The organism is Streptomyces sp. NPDC051310, assembly GCF_044455245.1.
GTDB lineage: Bacteria > Actinomycetota > Actinomycetes > Streptomycetales > Streptomycetaceae > Streptomyces.
Genome location: NZ_JBITEO010000011.1, coordinates 85,230 through 102,869, shown reverse-complemented (window position 1 = coordinate 102,869; position 17,640 = coordinate 85,230). Strand labels below are relative to the sequence as shown.

At 74.5% G+C, this 17,640-nt stretch carries 13 protein-coding genes and 1 riboswitch; of the genes, 6 read left to right on the top strand and 7 right to left on the bottom strand.

Annotation, left to right across the window (positions count from 1 at the left end; genetic code table 11):
- Window positions 1-101: 101 nt before the first annotated feature.
- Window positions 102-1,199: an LLM class flavin-dependent oxidoreductase gene (locus ACIA79_RS18115; RefSeq protein ID WP_399429420.1), complete on the bottom strand. Its 1,098-nt coding sequence runs from the start codon at window positions 1,197-1,199 to the stop codon at window positions 102-104.
- A gap of 296 nt (window positions 1,200-1,495) precedes the next feature.
- Between ACIA79_RS18115 and cbiE the strand changes: the two genes are divergently transcribed.
- Together cbiE and cobM are read left to right on the top strand one after the other, a co-directional pair.
- Window positions 1,496-2,755 carry a precorrin-6y C5,15-methyltransferase (decarboxylating) subunit CbiE gene (cbiE, locus tag ACIA79_RS18110; protein ID WP_399429287.1) on the top strand — a complete coding sequence of 420 codons (1,260 nt, stop codon included), beginning with the start codon at window positions 1,496-1,498 and terminating at the stop codon, window positions 2,753-2,755.
- A complete protein-coding gene (cobM, locus tag ACIA79_RS18105) occupies window positions 2,752-3,501 on the top strand; it encodes a precorrin-4 C(11)-methyltransferase (protein WP_399429286.1) in 750 nt (249 codons plus the stop codon). The genes cbiE and cobM overlap by 4 nt, the downstream gene beginning before the upstream one ends.
- A 229-nt stretch (window positions 3,502-3,730) precedes the next feature.
- Here cobM and ACIA79_RS18100 read toward each other — a convergent pair whose 3' ends face one another.
- The gene (locus tag ACIA79_RS18100; protein WP_399429285.1) at window positions 3,731-4,846 is read right to left on the bottom strand and encodes a cobalt-precorrin-5B (C(1))-methyltransferase; all 1,116 of its coding nucleotides are present in this window, start codon (window positions 4,844-4,846) and stop codon (window positions 3,731-3,733) included.
- A gap of 11 nt (window positions 4,847-4,857) precedes the next feature.
- Here ACIA79_RS18100 and ACIA79_RS18095 point away from each other — a divergent pair, with 11 nt between their 5' ends.
- Window positions 4,858-5,586 (top strand): cobalt-precorrin-6A reductase, encoded by a 729-nt coding sequence (locus ACIA79_RS18095; protein WP_399429284.1) that lies wholly within the window; start codon window positions 4,858-4,860, stop codon window positions 5,584-5,586.
- A gap of 124 nt (window positions 5,587-5,710) precedes the next feature.
- Here the strand turns inward: ACIA79_RS18095 and ACIA79_RS18090 are convergent, their stop codons facing one another.
- The gene (locus ACIA79_RS18090; RefSeq protein ID WP_399429283.1) at window positions 5,711-6,733 is read right to left on the bottom strand and encodes a hypothetical protein; all 1,023 of its coding nucleotides are present in this window, start codon (window positions 6,731-6,733) and stop codon (window positions 5,711-5,713) included.
- Window positions 6,734-6,883: 150 nt separating this feature from the next.
- The gene (locus ACIA79_RS18085) at window positions 6,884-8,401 is read right to left on the bottom strand and encodes an alpha/beta hydrolase (protein WP_399429282.1); all 1,518 of its coding nucleotides are present in this window, start codon (window positions 8,399-8,401) and stop codon (window positions 6,884-6,886) included.
- 220 nt (window positions 8,402-8,621) lie between these two features.
- Between ACIA79_RS18085 and ACIA79_RS18080 the strand changes: the two genes are divergently transcribed.
- Window positions 8,622-9,302 carry a hypothetical protein gene (locus ACIA79_RS18080; RefSeq protein WP_399429281.1) on the top strand — a complete coding sequence of 227 codons (681 nt, stop codon included), beginning with the start codon at window positions 8,622-8,624 and terminating at the stop codon, window positions 9,300-9,302.
- A gap of 451 nt (window positions 9,303-9,753) precedes the next feature.
- On the opposite strand, the gene ACIA79_RS18075 is transcribed toward ACIA79_RS18080, so the two are convergent.
- Genes ACIA79_RS18075 through ACIA79_RS18065 form a run of 3 tightly spaced genes read right to left on the bottom strand, consistent with a single transcriptional unit; the run spans window position 9,754 to window position 13,114 of the window.
- Window positions 9,754-11,259: a precorrin-2 C(20)-methyltransferase gene (locus ACIA79_RS18075; protein WP_399429280.1), complete on the bottom strand. Its 1,506-nt coding sequence runs from the start codon at window positions 11,257-11,259 to the stop codon at window positions 9,754-9,756.
- Window positions 11,256-11,903 (bottom strand): precorrin-8X methylmutase, encoded by a 648-nt coding sequence (locus ACIA79_RS18070; RefSeq protein ID WP_031072169.1) that lies wholly within the window; start codon window positions 11,901-11,903, stop codon window positions 11,256-11,258. Before ACIA79_RS18070 ends, ACIA79_RS18075 begins: the two co-directional genes overlap by 4 nt.
- On the bottom strand, window positions 11,900-13,114 hold the full coding sequence (locus ACIA79_RS18065; protein ID WP_399429279.1) for a cobalamin biosynthesis protein CobG: 1,215 nt from the start codon (window positions 13,112-13,114) through the stop codon (window positions 11,900-11,902). The genes ACIA79_RS18070 and ACIA79_RS18065 overlap by 4 nt, the downstream gene beginning before the upstream one ends.
- A 24-nt stretch (window positions 13,115-13,138) precedes the next feature.
- A riboswitch (cobalamin riboswitch) is annotated at window positions 13,139-13,270 on the top strand.
- A 37-nt stretch (window positions 13,271-13,307) separates the two neighbouring features.
- On the opposite strand from ACIA79_RS18065, the gene cobN reads away from it, so the two are divergent.
- Together cobN and ACIA79_RS18055 are read left to right on the top strand one after the other, a co-directional pair.
- Window positions 13,308-16,943 carry a cobaltochelatase subunit CobN gene (gene cobN / locus ACIA79_RS18060; RefSeq protein ID WP_399429278.1) on the top strand — a complete coding sequence of 1,212 codons (3,636 nt, stop codon included), beginning with the start codon at window positions 13,308-13,310 and terminating at the stop codon, window positions 16,941-16,943.
- Window positions 16,940-17,632: a GNAT family N-acetyltransferase gene (locus ACIA79_RS18055; protein ID WP_399429277.1), complete on the top strand. Its 693-nt coding sequence runs from the start codon at window positions 16,940-16,942 to the stop codon at window positions 17,630-17,632. Before cobN ends, ACIA79_RS18055 begins: the two co-directional genes overlap by 4 nt.
- The last annotated feature ends 8 nt before the right edge of the window (window positions 17,633-17,640 follow it).

Here is a 17,640-nt window from a genome sequence, read left to right as displayed (position 1 = left end):
ACCGGGGCGGCGCCGGGGCGGCTCGACGGTTCCGACAGGCGGTGCGGCTCCGACCGCTGCCGCGGCTCCGGCGGGCGCCGGCCGGGCGGCCTGCGGGGCGGTCAGCCCGCGTCGGGGCCGGGACCGGGGCCGGGACGGAGGGTGGCCGGGTGCGGCGGGGCCGTCTCCGGGACCCCCGCGGGCCGCAGGGCCGCGAACTCCGCGCGCAGCACGGGCACGACCTCCTCGCCGAGCATGTCGAGCTGTTCGAGGACCGTCTTCAGCGGCAGCCCCGCGTGGTCCATCAGGAACAGCTGGCGCTGGTAGTCGCCCGCCACCTCCCGGAAGCCGAGGGTGCGTTCGACGACCTGCTGCGGGGACCCGACCGTCAGCGGGGTCTGGGCGGTGTACTCCTCCAGGGACGGCCCGTGCCCGTACACCGGCGCGTTGTCGAAGTACGGCCGGAACTCGCGGACCGCGTCCTGCGAGCGGCGGCGCATGAAGACCTGGCCGCCCAGGCCCACGATGGCCTGCTCGGGTGCGCCGTGGCCGTAGTGCGCGTACCGCTCGCGGTAGCGCGTGACCATCCGCCGGGTGTGCTCGGGGGGCCAGAAGATGTTGTTGTGGAAGAAGCCGTCCCCGTAGTACGCGGCCTGCTCGGCGATCTCCGGGGACCGGATGGAGCCGTGCCAGACGAACGGCGGCACTCCGTCCAGCGGCCGCGGCGTGGCGGTGAAGCCCTCCAGCGGCGTACGGAAGTGGCCCTTCCAGTCGACCGCCTCGTCCCTCCACAGCTTGTGGAGGAGCCCGTAGTTCTCGACGGTGAGCGGGATGCCCTGGCTGATGTCCTGCCCGAACCACGGGTACACCGGCGGGGTGTTGCCGCGCCCCAGCATCAGGTCGACGCGCCCGTCCGCGAGGTGCTGGAGCATCGAGTAGTCCTCGGCGATCTTCACCGGGTCGTTGGTGGTGATCAGGGTCGTGGACGTCGACAGCACGAGCCGGCGGGTGCGAGCGGCGACGTACCCGAGCAGCGTCGTCGGGGACGACGGCACGAACGGCGGGTTGTGGTGCTCGCCGGTGGCGAAGACGTCCAGCCCGACCTCCTCCGCCTTGAGGGCGAGGGTGACCATGGACCGGATCCGCTCGTGCTCGGTCGGGGCACGGCCGGTGGCCGGGTCGGGCGTCACGTCGCCGACCGTGAAGATGCCGAACTGCATCGTGCTCACACCTCTCGCTTCCCGGGACGCGGGCCGTTCCCCGGCGGCGATCCGCCTGTTCGCGCCCCACCACCGCGCGGGCCCCGGGGCGGCTCCGTCCGGCCGCTCCTCCACCTTGGCGAACCCGCGCCGAAGCAGCCACCGGAGCGCGGCCGGAGCGCTGCAGGGGACGCCGCCGGAGCACCGCGAGGACGCCGCAGGGACGCCGCCGGAGCGCCGCCGACGGAAAAGCCATGGGAACGCCTGCGGAAAGCCCCTGACGGGGCCCCGGACACCACCGGGTAGGGTTCCGGCCCGTGAGCAGCCCCATACCGCCCGTCGCCCCGGGCACCGTCCCCGTGACCGTCGTCGGCATCGGTGCGGACGGCTGGGCCGGTCTCGCCGACGCCTCCCGCGACGCCCTGACCAGCGCCGAGGTCGTCATCGGCGGCGACCGGCAGCTCGCCCTCCTCCCAGGGGACGCCTGCCGCGCCGAGCGCGTCGCCTGGCCCTCGCCGCTGCGCCCCGCCGTGCCCCGGCTGCTCGGCGAGCACGCCGGGCGCCGCGTCGCGGTGCTGGCCAGCGGCGACCCCATGTTCTACGGGATCGGCCGCGCCCTCGCCGAGACCGTCGGCCCCGAGCGGCTGCACGTCCTGCCGCACCCGTCGTCCGTCTCGTACGCCTGCGCACGCCTCGGCTGGCCGCAGGAGGACACCACCACCGTCACGCTGGTCGGCCGGCCGCTCGCGTCGCTCGCCGCCGCGCTGCACGACGGGCGGCGGCTGCTGGTCCTCGCGGCGGGCGCGCGGACGCCCGGTGAGGTGGCGGAGCTGCTGCGCGAGCGCGGATTCGGGCCCAGCCGCCTGGACGTGCTGGAGCAGCTCGGCTCGGAGCGCGAGAACCGGCTGTCCGGCACCGCGGACACCTGGCCGCACCCGCCCGGCGACCCCCTGAACGTCATCGCCGTCACGTGCGTGCGCTCCGCCGGCGCGCTGCGGCTGGGCGCCGTGCCCGGTCTGCCGGACGAGGCCTACGACCACGACGGCCAGCTCACCAAGCGGCACGTGCGCGCCGCGACGCTCGCCGCGCTCGCGCCCGCGCCGGGCGAGCTGCTGTGGGACGTGGGCGGCGGCTCCGGCTCGATCGGCATCGAGTGGATGCGCACCCACCCCTCCTGCCGCGCGATCACGGTGGAGCGCTCCGTCGGACGCGCCGACCGCATCGCCCGCAACGCGGACGTGCTGGGCGTGCCCGCACTGCGGGTGGTCACCGGGGACGCCCCCCGGGCCCTGGCCGGGCTGCCCGCGCCCGACGCGGTGTTCATCGGCGGCGGCCTGACCGCCCCGGGGCTGCTGGACGCCTGCTGGGACGCCCTGCGACCGGGCGGGCGGCTGGTCGCCAACACCGTGACCCTCGAGTCCGAGGCGGTGCTCGCCGATCGTCACCGGCGGTACGGCGGTGAGCTCGTACGGCTCTCGGTCGCGCACGCCGTCCCGGTGGGCGGTTTCACCGGCTGGCGCCAGGCCATGCCGGTCACGCAATGGTCCGTAACCAAGCCTGGAGCAGTTTCACGATGACCGTCTACTTCATCGGTGCCGGCCCCGGCGCCGCCGACCTCATCACCGTGCGCGGCGCCCGTACCCTCGCCTCCTGCCAGGTGTGCCTGTACGCGGGCTCCCTGGTGCCGCGCGAGCTGCTCGCCGAGTGCCCGCCGGACGCCCGGCTCGTCGACACCGCCCGGCTCGACCTCGACGCGATCACCGCGGAGCTGGTCCGCGCCCATGAGGAGGGGCACGACGTCGCCCGGCTCCACTCCGGCGACCCGTCCGTCTTCAGCGCCGTGGCCGAGCAGATGCGGCGGCTCGACGCGGCCGGCATCCCCTACGAGGTCGTCCCGGGCGTACCGGCCTTCGCCGCCGCGGCGGCCGCGCTGAAGCGGGAGCTCACGGTCCCGACCGTGGGCCAGACCGTGATCCTGACGCGGATCGCCGAGCAGGCCACGCCGATGCCGCAGGGCGAGGACCTCGCGACGCTGGGCCGCAGCGGCGCGCTGCTGGTGCTGCACCTGGCGGCCCGCTACGTCGACCGGGTCGTCGCCGAGCTGGTGCCGCACTACGGCGAGGACTGCCCCGCCGCCGTCGTCGCCATGGCCAGCCGTCCGGACGAGGTCGTGCTGCGGGGCACGCTCGCCGACATCGCGGCGGCCACGAAGGAGGCGGGCATCACGCGCACGGCGGTCATCATCGTGGGCCGCACGCTGGGCGCGACCCAGTTCCGGGACAGCCACCTGTACTCGCCGGAGCGCGACCGGCACGTCTGCTGACCGCGGTCGGTCCTCCACACCCCGGTGACCTGGGCACCTGCGCCGCTTCCCCGAGGGCGGAGGCCGTTCCCGCCCGCGCCCGCGCCGTACGGACCGGGCGGACCGGGCGGACCGTACGACCGGGTGGACACGGAGGGACCGTACGGCCGGACTGACCGTACGGACCGGGCGGACGGGCCGTAGGGTCCGCACCGGGCCGGGAGGGGCGGCCGTTGGACAGGCCGGGCCGTCAGGCGACGGCGCTGCGGCCCACCACGTTCCCGGCGCGGTCGATGCAGACCACGTCCACCCGGACCGGGGCGCCGCGCAGCACGTCCCGTGCCTGGTCGCGGGCGGCCTGCGCCACCAGGTCGCCCAGCGGTACGCCGCGGGCCGCGCACAGCTGGAGCGCGGCGAGCCCGGTGTTGGCCCCGGCCACCGCCGCCGCGAGCTCCTCGTCGGCGCCGCCCGCGCGGGCGAGCCCGGCCAGGAACCCCTTGTCGACCTGGGAGCGCGCCGAGTGCAGGTCCAGGTGGCCGGCGGCCAGCTTCGACAGCTTGGCGAAGCCGCCGCAGATGGTGAGCCGCTCGACGGGGTGCCTGCGGACGTACTTGAGCACCGCCCCCGCGAAGTCGCCCATGTCCAGCAGCGCGTCCTCGGGCAGCCCGTACAGGGCCACGACCGTCTTCTCGGACGTCGAGCCGGTGCAGCCGGCGACGTGCGTGCGGCCCGCCGCGCGGGCCACGTCCACACCGCGCCGGATCGAGTCGATCCAGGCCGAGCACGAGTACGGCACCACGATCCCGGTCGTCCCCAGGATCGACAGCCCGCCCAGGATCCCCAGGCGGGGGTTCCACGTGGAACGGGCGATCTCCTCGCCGTCGTCCACGGACACGGTGACCTCGACGTCCCCGGTGCCGCCGTGCGCGGCGGCGACCCGCGCGATGTGCTCGCGCATCATCTGCCGCGGGACGGGGTTGATCGCGGGTTCGCCCACCTCCAGCGGCAGCCCGGGCCGGGTCACCGTCCCGACGCCGGCGCCCGCCCGGAAGACCACCCCGGCGCCCGCCGGCAGCTTTTGCACCGTGGCCCTGACCAGGGCGCCATGGGTCACGTCGGGGTCGTCCCCGGCGTCCTTGACGATTCCGGCCATGGCGGACGAGCCGGTGAGCTTCTCGGCCGCGAGCGCGAAGGCCGGCGTCTGCCCCTTGGGCAGGGAGATGCTCACCGGGTCGGGGAACTCCCCGGTCAGCAGCGCCGTGTACGCGGCGGTCGTGGCCGCCGTGGCGCAGGCCCCGGTGGTCCAGCCGGCCCGGAGCCCGGTGTGCTTGAGTTGCGCACTACGCCCACCCGTCGCCTCACCCATGGACCGTCACCGTGCACATACTCCTCCTCGGCGGCACGACCGAGGCCCGCCGCCTGGCCGAGTCCCTCCACGGCACCGCGCGGGTGACGACCTCGCTGGCGGGCCGCGTCGCCGCCCCCAGGCTGCCCCCGGGCGAGGTGCGGATCGGCGGCTTCGGCGGCGCGGAGGGCCTCGCCCGCTGGCTGCGCGAGCACCAGGTGGACGCGGTCATCGACGCCACTCATCCTTTCGCGGACACCATCAGTTCCAACGCGGCCCGGGCGGCCGCCGAAGCCCATGTTCCCCTGCTGGTGCTCCGCCGTCCCGGGTGGGCCCCGGTCGACGGCGACGACTGGCACCCGGTGGACACCCTGGAGGAGGCCGCGGAGGCGGCTCGCGCCCTGGGCCGCCGCATCTTCCTCACCACCGGCCGCATGGGCCTGGCGTCCTTCGCCCACGTGACGGACGCCTGGTTCCTCCTGCGCTCGGTGGACCCCCCGGAGCCGCCGTTCCCGCCCCGCCTGGAGGTCCTCCTCGACCGCGGCCCCTTCACCCTGCCCGGCGAACGCGAGGTGCTGCGCCGCCACGCGATCGACGTCCTGGTCACCAAGGACAGCGGCGCCGCGGCCACCTCCCCGAAACTCCGGGCCGCCCGCGAGGCCGGCGTCCCGGTCGTGATCGTCCGCCGCCCCCCGGCCCCGGAGGGCGTCCCGGTCGCGGGGACGGTGGAGGAGGCGGCGGCGTGGGCGGCGACGCTGTGATGCAGCCCCGCCGCCCAGACCGACAGGTGGGTTCCCAACCTGCCGGTGGAAATGCGGGACGGTCACCGGTGTCCCGGCGGAGGTGCGAACTGAGCAGCATGCCGCGTACGGCGCCGGTACCGCGTCAGCCGACCGCCCACACCGCCCGCATGTGAGCGCGGGCACCGTCCGGTGCTCCGAGACGCTCGAAAACATGGGGGGCTGCTCGGTAGAGACAGTCGATTCCATAACGGTGCAGCAGTGAGACTTCCCTGACCGCCGGGCGGACAGGGAAGAGCGCGCTGAGTCGGTCCGCAGGCTGTGGGCTGTGCGGTGCGTAATCCAGAAGCTGCGCCAACGCCGCGCGCACGTAGCCGTGATCGGCACTGCTCTTCGCCTCTATGACCTCTGTTCCGTCGGGCCCCGTCACATGCAGATCGGTGATGCCGGACGGCGTGCGCAGGCGCTTGATCTCGACGCCCCTCAGGGTGGCCTTGTACTCGCTCACCAAGAGGGCTTCAGCACGGCGTACCTGTATCTCTCGGTCGTCACGTCGGTAAGCCGTGTTCGACGTGTGCACCCCTTCCACCGGTACGACCAACGTGCCGGAAGCGATGGCCTTCGCCACCTGAGTGTCGCGGGCAAGCTTGCGGGCAGTCTCCGTGACGGTGCCGATCCCCAGCCCTTCCAGAATCTCGTCGGCCTTGTCACCCTCGAGCACCCGCAGACCCATGAAGTTGTCCCCTGGGTTGAAGCTCGGCAGGTCCCAGATCTCCGAGTAGGGGATCTCCGTGTGCCGGAAGGAGAGCAGGCTGTAGACGTTGCACCAGCTGCCCTTGAAACGATCTGGCGTCCACATGGTGTCGGCGAACGCCGAATTGCGGAAGGTAACCCCCACTTCTCCTATGCCGCGCACGAGATTCTTACCTGTGAAGAGCACGACGTCTCCGGTACGGAGACGTGCCATGTTCTTGTCCTGTACGGCGGTTGCTCCCCAGAAACGAGCGGCTCCTGAAGGATGGAGTTCTCGCAGGGCATCGAGCTGCTGGCCGGACAATGCCGTTGCGTACTGGCCCGTGGTGAAAGGTACTTCCCTGTCGAGGGTATCGGCCCAATGACGCCTTGCGATCGGGTTTCCGTAGGACGGTTGAATTGCTACGAGCGGCACGTGTGAACCCCCTTGACCACCACGCTGCCATCCTTCCGCCGGATGTCGGCGGACTGTGGATCATGTATACCTCCGGTGGCAGCCTGGGGGACAGGAGATCTCCTTCTCGGCACAGCACTGGGGAAGAAGTCGGTGCGGGGAACGGCGGCGTCAGTCGGCCGCGCAGAGCATGTCCCGGTCCGGGCGCTCGCCCGTCAGGAGGTACCTCGTGACCGTGCGGTCGCCGCAGGCGTTGCCCGTGTTCAGGTAGGCGCCGTGGCCGCCGCTGTCCACGGTGACCATGCGGGCGCGGTCGCCGAGGGCCGCGCGCATGCGGAGGGCGCCGGAGTGGGGGGTGGCGGGGTCGCGGAGGTTCTGGATCATCAGGATGCTGGAGGGGCCGCGGTCGGTCAGGCGGGTGGGGCGGTCCGCGGGGGCGTGCTTCCAGAAGGAGCAGGGGGTGATGTTCACCGGCATGCCGGCCGTCAGGGGATGGCGGGCGCGGTCGGTGGTGACGGCGCGCTGGTGGGCGGGGACCGAAGGGGCGGGCCAGCGGACGTCGTTGCAGACGACCGCGATGCTGATCGCCGCATCCTCGTCCGGCAGGGCGCCGGCGATGTCCCGGGTGAGGACCGGGGTGGCCTCCGGGTCCCGGGCCGACGTGATGAGGCGGGCCAGCCCCTGGAAGGAGTTGCCGGTCAGGGCGTTCTGGAGGGCCTGGCGCAGGCGGTTGCCAGTGAGGGGCACGCCCGGGGTGGTGGACTCGCGCGGTGCGCGGTCGAGAGCGGCGGCCAGGTCGAGGAACAGGCGGCGTACGGCGGCGGGGTCGTCGGCGAGGCGGAACTCCTCGGGGGTCGAGGCCGCCGACGCCCACCGCGCGAAGTCGGGGAACCGGTCCTCGACGCCCTTGGCCATGTTCGCCAGCCAGCCCCGTCCCACTCGCGCCGGGTCCGGGTCCCCGTTGCTGTCCATGACCCAGCGGTCGGTGCGGTGCGGGTACTTCTGCGCGTACACCGCGGCGACGTAGGTGCCGTAGGACACGCCCCACGCCGACAGCCGCTCCTCGCCCAGCGCCTCCCGGAAGCGGTCGATGTCCCGGACCTGGTTCGCCGAGGTCAGGCTGCGCAGGACCGCTCCGCCGTTGCGGTCGCACGCTTCGGCGACCCGGCGGGAACGGGTGACGTTGTCCGCGATGGAGCCGTCGGCGGCCGGCCACGAGCGCAGCGTCACCAGGTGGCGGTCCTCCTCGTCCAGCCCGCAGCTCGCGGTCGTGCTGCCGCCCGTGCCGCGCGGGTCGAAGCCCACGAGGTCGTACGCCCCGCCCACCTGCTGCCGCAGCGTCGCGCCCTTCACGGCCAGGTGGCGCACCCCGGAGCCACCGGGCCCGCCGGGGATCAGCAGCAGCGAGCCGCGGCGCGCGGCGGGGTCGGTGCTGCGCAGCCGCGTCACGGAGAGGGTCAGCTGCCGGCCGCCGGGGTCGTCGTAGTCGAGCGGTACGGGGAGCCTCGCGCACTCCTGCTCCGCGGGTGCCCCGGGCAGCGCGCAGGGCCCCCAGGCGAGCTCGGGGGGAGCGGCGACACGCCCCTCCGGGCGCGGCGGCGCGGCGGCCGCCACCGAGGTGGTGGCCGTGAGCAGCACCGTGGCGAGAGCGGCGATCGACAGGGCGGGGCGGGTCGTGGTTCGCGTCATGGGAAAAGCGTCGCCGAGCCGCGGGCCGGGTCCCATCCGGCAGGCTCCCCGACCCGGGGTGGGGCTTCCCCCCGTAGTGCACTTCCGGCCAACTCGGCTGTCTGCGCAGAGGGGTTGGGGTGGCCCGTCGGCAACAATCGGCGCCGCACCAGGCGGCGTCCGGGCGTGGGCCGTGCCCGTCCCGTGCGCCGGCCCCCCATGCACGTGAAAGGTACGGAGAATGACGAAGAACCGCGTCACGCGGTACGGCGGCCGGGCGTTCGCCACGGCGGTGGCGGCCTGCGGGATCACGGTCGCGGGCGCGCTGCCCGCGGCGGCCGCCGGGGACGGGCCCACCCGGCAGGAACTCATGGCGGACTGCGCGTCCGGCCTGGGCAAGTGCACGTTCAACGAGCCGAGGATCGGCGAGGCGTACCTGGGCGAGTTCCGCCAGGTGTCCGACTCCCTCTACAACTGCAGCACCTCGGACACCACGCAGACCATGTCCTGGGACGACACCGTCGGCTCCACCGACTCCCTCGGCGTCTCCGTCACCGCGGGTGGCAAGATCGCCGGCATGGTCGACCTCAGCGTGACGGCGAGTTACAGCCACAGTTGGTCGAGCACCCACTCCGAGAGCAGCTCCCTCACCATGACGGTCAAGCCCGGCGAGGTGGGCTGGATCTCCCGCGCCCAGGTGATGCAGAAGGTCTCCGGCACCTGGCAGACCCACTACGACGACCCCAAGTGGGGGCACTACTACTGGTTCTGGCAGGACACCATCACCGGTCCCGCCAAGAACGGCACGGACGGGCGGAACAACGCGGTCGTCGTGAAGTCCCGCAAGATGACGGACGCGGAGAAGCGCTCCTGCTCCGCCGACGCCGGCCACCGGGGCCGGGCGTTCGTCCGGCAGCACTGACGCACGCGGCTCCGGCCCCCGCCGGCCGGACGCGCCCGCCACGCGCGTGTGGCGGGCGCGCACCGGGGCGGCGGCGGGCCGAGCCCCGGAGGTCCGGGGTGCCGGCTGGGGCCGGCGTCGGCGCCGTGATCCGTGGCGGCGGATCGGTCGGTATGGCATTTGCAATGCCATACCGCTTCCATGGCGTGGCGGCCGAAAAGGTCTGACCGCACGCCCTGCCCGCCCCGCGCAACACCCGCCCGCACGCCCCGCGCCCGCACGCCCCGCGTGACACGCGGCTCAGGCGCCCGCAGGCCTGCGCGAGACGCGGCCCGCACGCCCCGCCGCGCGGCTCACGCCCCGCGCCCGCGCGAGACGCGGCACACGCGGCTCAGGCGCCCGCAGGCCCGCGCGAGACGCGGCTCACGCGCCCGCGCGACACGCGGCACACGCCCCCCCGCCGCCGCGGTCGTCACGCCTCCGGGTACCTCCGCGGTGTCCACGCCACCACGTGGCCGTCGCCGTCGCCGCCCCGGCGGACCGCCTGGGTCTGCGAGGAGCCGATCAGGAGCAGGGTGCGCATGTCGACCTCGGCCGGGTCGAGGTCCACGAGGGGCAGGACGCGGACCGACTCCTCCGGGCCGCCGACGTCGCGGGCCACGACCACCGGGGTGTCGGGGGCGCGGTGCTCCAGGAGGAGTTCGCGGGCCTTGGCGACCTGCCAGGTGCGGCTGCGCGAGCCGGGGTTGTAGAGCGCGAGCACCAGGTCGGCCGCGGCCGCCGCGGCCAGCCGTCCGGCGATGACCTCCCAGGGCTTGAGCCGGTCCGAGAGGGAGATCGTCGCGTAGTCGTGGCCCAGCGGGGCGCCCGCCTTCGCCGCGGCCGCGTTCGCCGCGGTCACGCCCGGCAGGACGCGCACCGGCACGTCCAGGTAGGGGTCCTGGGAGGCGACCTCCAGGACGGCCGTCGCCATGGCGAAGACGCCCGGGTCGCCGCCCGACACCACTGCGACCCGCCGCCCGCGCCGGGCCAGGTCCAGGGCGAACTCGGCGCGCTCGGACTCGACCTTGTTGTCCGAGCCGTGCCGCCGCTGCCCGGGCCGGAGCACCGGCACCCGGTCGAGGTAGGTGGTGTAGCCGACCAGGTCGTCGGCGTTCACCAGGGCCCCGCGCGACTCCGGCGTCAGCCACGGCGCGCCCGCCGGGCCGGTGCCGACCACCACGACCTCCCCGCCGGTCTCCCGGGCCTCCGGGACCTCCGCGTCGATGCGGGACGGCAGGACGGCCACCGAGAAGTACGGCACCGTCCCCGGGTCGACGGAGGCCAGCTCCGCGGTGCGTTCGCCGGACATGAACGCCCGCTCCACGTACCGGGCGTCCTCCAGCCGGCCCGCGCGCTCCAGCGCGCGGCGGACCGTCGGGAACGTCCGGCCGAGCTTCATCACGACCGCCGAGTCGGTGGCGGCGAGCCGCGCCGTCAGTTCGTCCTCCGGCAGCGTTCCGGGGATGATCGTGAGGACCTCCTCGGCCTCGCACAGCGGCTCGCCGAGCCGGGCCGCCGCCGCGCTCACCGAGGTGACGCCGGGGATCACCTCGGTCTCGTAGCGGTGGGCCAGGCGCTTGTGCATGTGCTGGTACGAGCCGTAGAAGAGCGGGTCGCCCTCGGCCAGGACCGCGACCGTGCGGCCCGCGTCCAGGTGGGCCGCGAGGCGGGCGGACGCCTCCCGGTAGAAGTCGTCCAGCGCGCCCCGGTAGCCGCCCGGGTGGTCGGTGGTCTCCACCGTCAGCGGGTACATCAGGCGCTCTTCGACGTGGTCCTCGCGGATGTGCTCCGCCGCGATGGAGCGGGCGATCGACCGGCCGTGGCGCGCGCAGTGGTACGCGATCACGTCGGCGGCCGCGATGGCCTTCACCGCCGCGACCGTCATCAGGTTCGGGTCGCCGGGGCCGAGCCCGACGCCGTACAGCTTGCCGCTCATGCCTGGATCTCCGCCTCGTGCGCGATCGCGTTGATCGCGGCCGCCGCCATCGCGCTGCCGCCGCGCCGGCCGCGTACCACCAGGTGGTCCAGGTCCGGCCGGGCCGCCAGCGCGTCCTTCGACTCCGCCGCCCCGATGAAGCCGACCGGGATGCCGAGCACCGCCGCCGGGCGCGGGGCGCCCGCGTCGATCATCTCCAGCAGCCGGAAGAGGGCGGTCGGCGCGTTGCCTATCGCGACCACGGCTCCTTCGAGGCGGTCGCGCCACAGTTCCAGGGCGGCCGCGCTGCGCGTGGTGCCCAGCTCGGCGGCGAGCGCGGGCACGGCGGGGTCGGAGAGCGTGCAGACCACGTCGTTGCCGGCGGGCAACCGCTTGCGCGTGACGCCGCTGGCGACCATCTGCGCGTCGCACAGGATCGGCGCCCCGGCGCGCAGCGCCTCCCGGGCGCGGACGACCACGTCCGGCGTCCAGGCGAGGTCCTGGACGAGGTCGACCATGCCGCAGGCGTGGATCATCCGCACGGCGACCTGGCTGACGTCGGCGGGCAGGCCCGCGAGATCCGCCTCGGAGCGGATCGTGGCAAAGGACTGGCGGTAGATCTCCGCCCCGTCCTTCTCGTAGTCGAACACTCTGCTCTCGCTCATTTCGTCGATCCTTGTACGGTCACCACGGTCACCTGGTACGTGCCTTCGCCGGTCGCCACCCTGTCGGTCCACGCGCCCTGCGGATGGCCGCACCGGCGGGCGCAGCCCGACCAGTGCACCGGCAGCGCACCCTCGCGGGGCCGCGCGTCCGCCCGTACGTCGGACAGGGACTTGGCGCAGCCCGGCCGTCCGGTGCAGGCGCTGACGCCGGCCCAGGGGGAGTCGGCACGGGTGATGAAACCGGCCGCGTCGAGGGCGCGCAGCCGCTCCCGCGCGGCCGCCGGGCCGGCGAAGCCCGGCAGCACGAAACCCCGCCACGGGGTGACCCGTACCTCCCGGGCCGGGAGCAGCGCGCGGAACTGCGCCGAGGTCACCCGGCCGAGGCGGGCCAGCACGCAGACGCTCCCGTCGCCGGTCGGCCCGGGTGCGGGCGGTGCCCCGGCCGGCAGCTCCGCGCCCGCCACCGGGTCCGCCGCGACCGCCGCGCGCCGCAGGTGTGCCGTCACGTCCACGTCCTGCCCCGCGGGCAGCTCCCGCACCCGCCACGCGCCCGTGCCCGCCGCGCGGGCCGCCGCGAGGAACGCCTCCGCCGCGGCCAGCGCGGCGCGCGGCGCGTCGGCGGCGGCGACCCGGTACGCCGCGCCCGCGACGTGCACCAGGGCGGTGCCGGCGGCCTCTGCGAGCAACGTCACATCGGCGCCCAGGGCCGCCACGTCGCCCCGTCCGTCGTCCACGGCGAACAGGAAGCGGCCGGACAGCTCCGTCGTCCAGTCCGCGCCGCACAGCAGCTCGTCCAGCCGGTACGCCCAGTCCGTCACGTCCGCCCCGGCGAGCGGTGAGACGACCATGTTCCGTACGCGCTCGTGGCGTTCGGAGGCGGGCAGCAGCCCGGCCCCGCGCAGCGCCTCCGCCAGCCCGAGCCCGCAGCCCTCGCCGAGGCCGCGCAGCTCGACGTTGCCCCGCGAGGTGAGGGAGAGGTGCCCGTCGCCCAGGCGGTCCGCCGCATCGGCCAGCACCTCGACCTGATGGGGCGTCAGTACACCGGTGGGCAGCCGGAGTCGGGCGAGCGCCCCGTCGTCGGCCCGGTGCAGCCGCAGCGCACCCGGACAGGCGTCGCCGCGGTCGCGCACGACGTCACCGGCGCGGTCCCGGCCGAGGTCCCGTATGTGAGCTTCACCCCGGTCCTGGGGGTTTGGTGAGCTGGGCGGCATGGCGGCGAGCATACGCGCAGCCTCTACTATGCAGACGGCACAGGGTCCCAGGGCCCTAGGGAGGAAGCCCGGTGAGAATCCGGCGCGGTCCCGCCACTGTGAGCCCGGCCACGCCGGACCGGGCGAGTCAGGAACTCCCGCCGTCCTACGACCACCCGGGGCGCGGACACCCCGAGGAAGGCCAGCGCACGCCATGACGCACGCGACGACCGAGGCGACGACTTCCGCCACCACGATCCTGCTGCTGTCGCACTCCGACACCGACCTGCTGAGCGCCCGCGCGGCCGGCGGGCCCGTCGCGTACCGGTTCGCCAACCCGGCCCGCCTCCCGCTGGACGACCTGCCCGCCCTCCTGGACGGCGCCGATCTCGTCGTCGTCCGCCTCCTCGGCGGCATCCGCGCCTGGGAGGAGGGGCTGGACGCGCTGCGCGCGAGCCGGAGGCCGCTGGTCGTCCTCACCGGCGAACAGGCCCCCGACGCCCAGCTGATGGAGACCTCCACCGTCCCCATCGGCATCGCGGCCGAGTCGCACGCCTACCTCGCCCACGGCGGCCCGGACAACCTGGAGCAGCTCGCCCGCTTCCTGTCCGACACCGTGCTGCTCACCGGGCACGGCTTCGAGCCCCCGGCCGCCGCACCCACCTGGGGCCCGCTGGAGCGGCCCGCGGCGAAGGACATCGCCGGCCCGACCGTCGCCGTGCTGTACTACCGCGCCCACCACATGAGCGGCAACACGGCGTTCGTCCACACCCTGTGCGACGCCGTCGAGGACGCCGGCGCCCGGCCACTGCCGCTGTACGTGGCGTCCCTGCGCGCGCCCGAGCCGGAGCTGCTCGACACCCTCGGGGCCGCCGACGCCGTCATCACCACCGTCCTCGCCGCCGGCGGCACCAAGCCCGCCGAGGCCCAGGCGGGAGGCGACGACGAGTCCTGGGACGCGGGCGCCCTCGCCGCCCTCGACGTCCCCATCCTCCAGGCCCTGTGCCTGACCGGCTCGCGCTCCGCCTGGGAGGAGAACGACGAGGGCCTCTCGCCGCTCGACGCCGCCAGCCAGGTCGCCGTCCCCGAGTTCGACGGCCGGCTCATCACCGTCCCGTTCTCCTTCAAGGAGATCGACGCCGACGGCCTGCCCGCGTACGTCGCCGACGCCGAGCGCGCGGCCCGCGTCGCCGGTATCGCCGTACGCCACGCCCGGCTGCGCCACATCCCGAACGCCGACAAGCGCCTGGCGCTGGTCCTGTCCGCGTACCCGACCAAGCACTCCCGCATCGGCAACGCCGTCGGTCTCGACACCCCCGCCTCCGCCGTGGCGCTGCTGCGCCGACTGGGGGAGGAGGGGTACGACTTCGGCGACGAGGACGTGCCGGGCCTGGCGTCCGGCGACGGCGACGAGCTGATCTACGCCCTGATCGAGGCCGGCGGCCACGACCAGGAGTGGCTCACCGAGGAGCAGCTGGCCAGGAACCCGGTCCGCATCCCGGCCGCCGACTACAAGCGCTGGTACGCCACCCTGCCGGAGGAGCTGCGCGAGCAGGTCGAGCAGCACTGGGGCCCGCCGCCCGGCGAGATGTTCCTGGACCGCTCCCGCAACCCCGAGGGCGACATCGTCCTCGCCGCCCTCCGCCGCGGGAACCTGCTGATCCTCATCCAGCCTCCGCGCGGCTTCGGCGAGAACCCGATCGCGATCTACCACGACCCCGATCTGCCGCCCTCGCACCACTACCTGGCCGCCTACCGCTGGATCGCCGCCCGAGCCGAGGACGGCGGCTTCGGCGCCGACGCCATGGTCCACCTGGGCAAGCACGGAAACCTGGAGTGGCTGCCCGGCAAGAACGCCGGCCTGTCCGCCGCGTGCGGCCCCGACGCCGCTCTCGGCGACATCCCGCTGATCTACCCGTTCCTGGTCAACGACCCGGGCGAGGGCACCCAGGCCAAGCGCCGCGTCCACGCCACGCTCGTCGACCACCTGGTGCCGCCGATGGCCCGTGCCGAGTCGTACGGTGACATCACCCGTCTGGAGCAGCTGCTCGACGAGTACGCGCAGATCTCCTCCATGGACCCCTCCAAGCTCCCGGCCATCCGCGCCCAGATCTGGACGCTGATCCAGGCCGCCAAGCTCGACCACGACCTGGGCCTGGAGGACCGCCCGGACGACGACGGGTTCGACGACTTCCTGCTCCACGTCGACGGCTGGCTCTGCGAGGTCAAGGACGCCCAGATCCGCGACGGCCTGCACGTCCTCGGCGGCGCCCCCACCGGCCCCGAGCGCGTCAACCTCGTCCTGTCCATCCTCCGCGCCCGCCAGATCTGGGGCGGTACGCAGTCCCTGCCCGGCCTCCGCGAGGCCCTGGGCCTGGACGAGTCCGCCGCGACCCGCACCACCGCCGACGAGGCGGAGGCCACCGCCCGCGCCCTCGTCGAGGCGATGGAGGCCGCCGACTGGAACCCGGCCGCCGTCGCCGGTGTGGCGGAGGGGTACGACAAGGCCGTCGCCGAGATCCTCGACTTCGCCGCCCGCCAGGTGGTGCCGCGCCTCGCCGCCACCACCGACGAGCTGGACCACGCGGTCCACGCCCTCAACGGCGGCTTCGTCCCGGCCGGCCCCTCCGGCTCGCCGCTGCGCGGCCTGGTCAACGTCCTGCCGACCGGCCGCAACTTCTACTCCGTCGACCCCAAGGCGGTGCCCTCGCGCCTCGCCTGGGAGACCGGCCAGGCCCTGGCCGACTCGCTGCTGAACCGCTACCGCACCGACAACGGCGACTGGCCCACCTCCGTCGGCCTGTCGCTGTGGGGCACCAGCGCCATGCGCACCGCCGGCGACGACGTCGCGGAGGCGCTCGCCCTCCTCGGCATCCGGCCCGTGTGGGACGACGCCTCGCGCCGCGTCACCGGCCTGGAGCCCATCCCGCTCGCCGAGCTGGGCCGCCCCCGCGTCGACGTCACGCTGCGGATCTCCGGCTTCTTCCGGGACGCGTTCCCGCACACCATCGGGCTCCTCGACGACGCCGTCCGCCTCGCGGCCTCCCTCGACGAGCCCGCCGCGGACAACTTCGTCCGGGCCCACGCGCAGGCCGACCTCGCCGAGCACGGCGACGAACGCCGCGCGACCACCCGTATCTTCGGCTCCCGGCCCGGCACCTACGGCGCCGGCATCCTCCAGCTGATCGACTCGCGCGACTGGCGGACCGACGCGGACCTCGCCGAGGTGTACACGGTGTGGGGCGGCTACGCCTACGGCCGCGGCCTGGAGGGCCGCCCGGCCCGCGACGAGATGGAGACCGCGTACAAGCGGATCGCCGTCGCCGCGAAGAACACCGACACCCGCGAGCACGACATCGCCGACTCCGACGACTACTTCCAGTACCACGGCGGCATGGTGGCCACCGTCCGGGCGCTCAAGGGCACGGCGCCCGAGGCGTACATCGGCGACTCCACCCGCCCCGAGGCGGTCCGCACCCGCACCCTCGTCGAGGAGACCTCCCGGGTCTTCCGCGCCCGCGTGGTCAACCCGCGCTGGATCGAGGCCATGCGCCGCCACGGCTACAAGGGCGCCTTCGAGCTGGCCGCGACGGTCGACTACCTCTTCGGGTACGACGCCACGACCGGCGTCGTCGCCGACTGGATGTACGACAAGCTCACCGAGACGTACGTCCTGGACGAGGAGAACCGCGCCTTCCTCCAGGAGGCCAACCCCTGGGCACTGCACGGCATCGCCGAGCGGCTCCTGGAGGCGGAGTCGCGCGGGATGTGGGCCGAGCCGGACCCGCGCGTCCTGGAGCAGCTCAAGCAGGTGTACCTGGAGGCCGAGGGCGACCTGGAGGACAAGTGACGATCACGGTCGGCGGTGCGGACGAGCAGCTCACCGAGCTGCTGGAGGAGGCGCTGACGGCGTTCAACGCCGAGGCCACCGGCGCGGGGGACTACGTGCCGTTCTCCGTGCGGGCCACGGACGACGCCTCGGGCGAGCTGACCGGCGGCCTGACCGGCTGGACCTGGGGGGACCTCGGCGCCGTCGAGCTGCTCTGGGTCCGGGACGACCACCGCAAGGACGGCCTCGGGACGCGGCTGATGCGGGCGGCCGAGGAGGAGGCGCGGCGCCGCGGCTGCGTCCGCATGGTCGTGTCGTCGTACTCCTTCCAGGCGCCGCCGTTCTACCGGCGCCTGGGGTACGCCGAGACGGCCCGCATCGAAGGCGTCCCCGGCGGCCACGTCGACGTCCACCTCGCCAAGTCGCTGGAGCCGTCGGCCGCACCGCTGTTCCAGGTGGCCGTGGTGCTGGAGTACCCGGCCGGCGCCCTCGACGACGCCCGCCGGTGCGAGGACGCCCTGCTGGCGCTCCTCCCCCGCCACGGCGGCCGGCTGGAGCGGCGGCTGCGCACCGCCGACGGACTGTCGGAGGTGCACCTGCTGACCTTCCCCTCCCGCGCGGCCTACCGGGCGTACCTGGCGGACCCGGACCGTACGCCGGACGGGCGCATCACCGCGCGCGTGCTGGAGGTCACCGAGGTGTACGCCTGACAGACTCG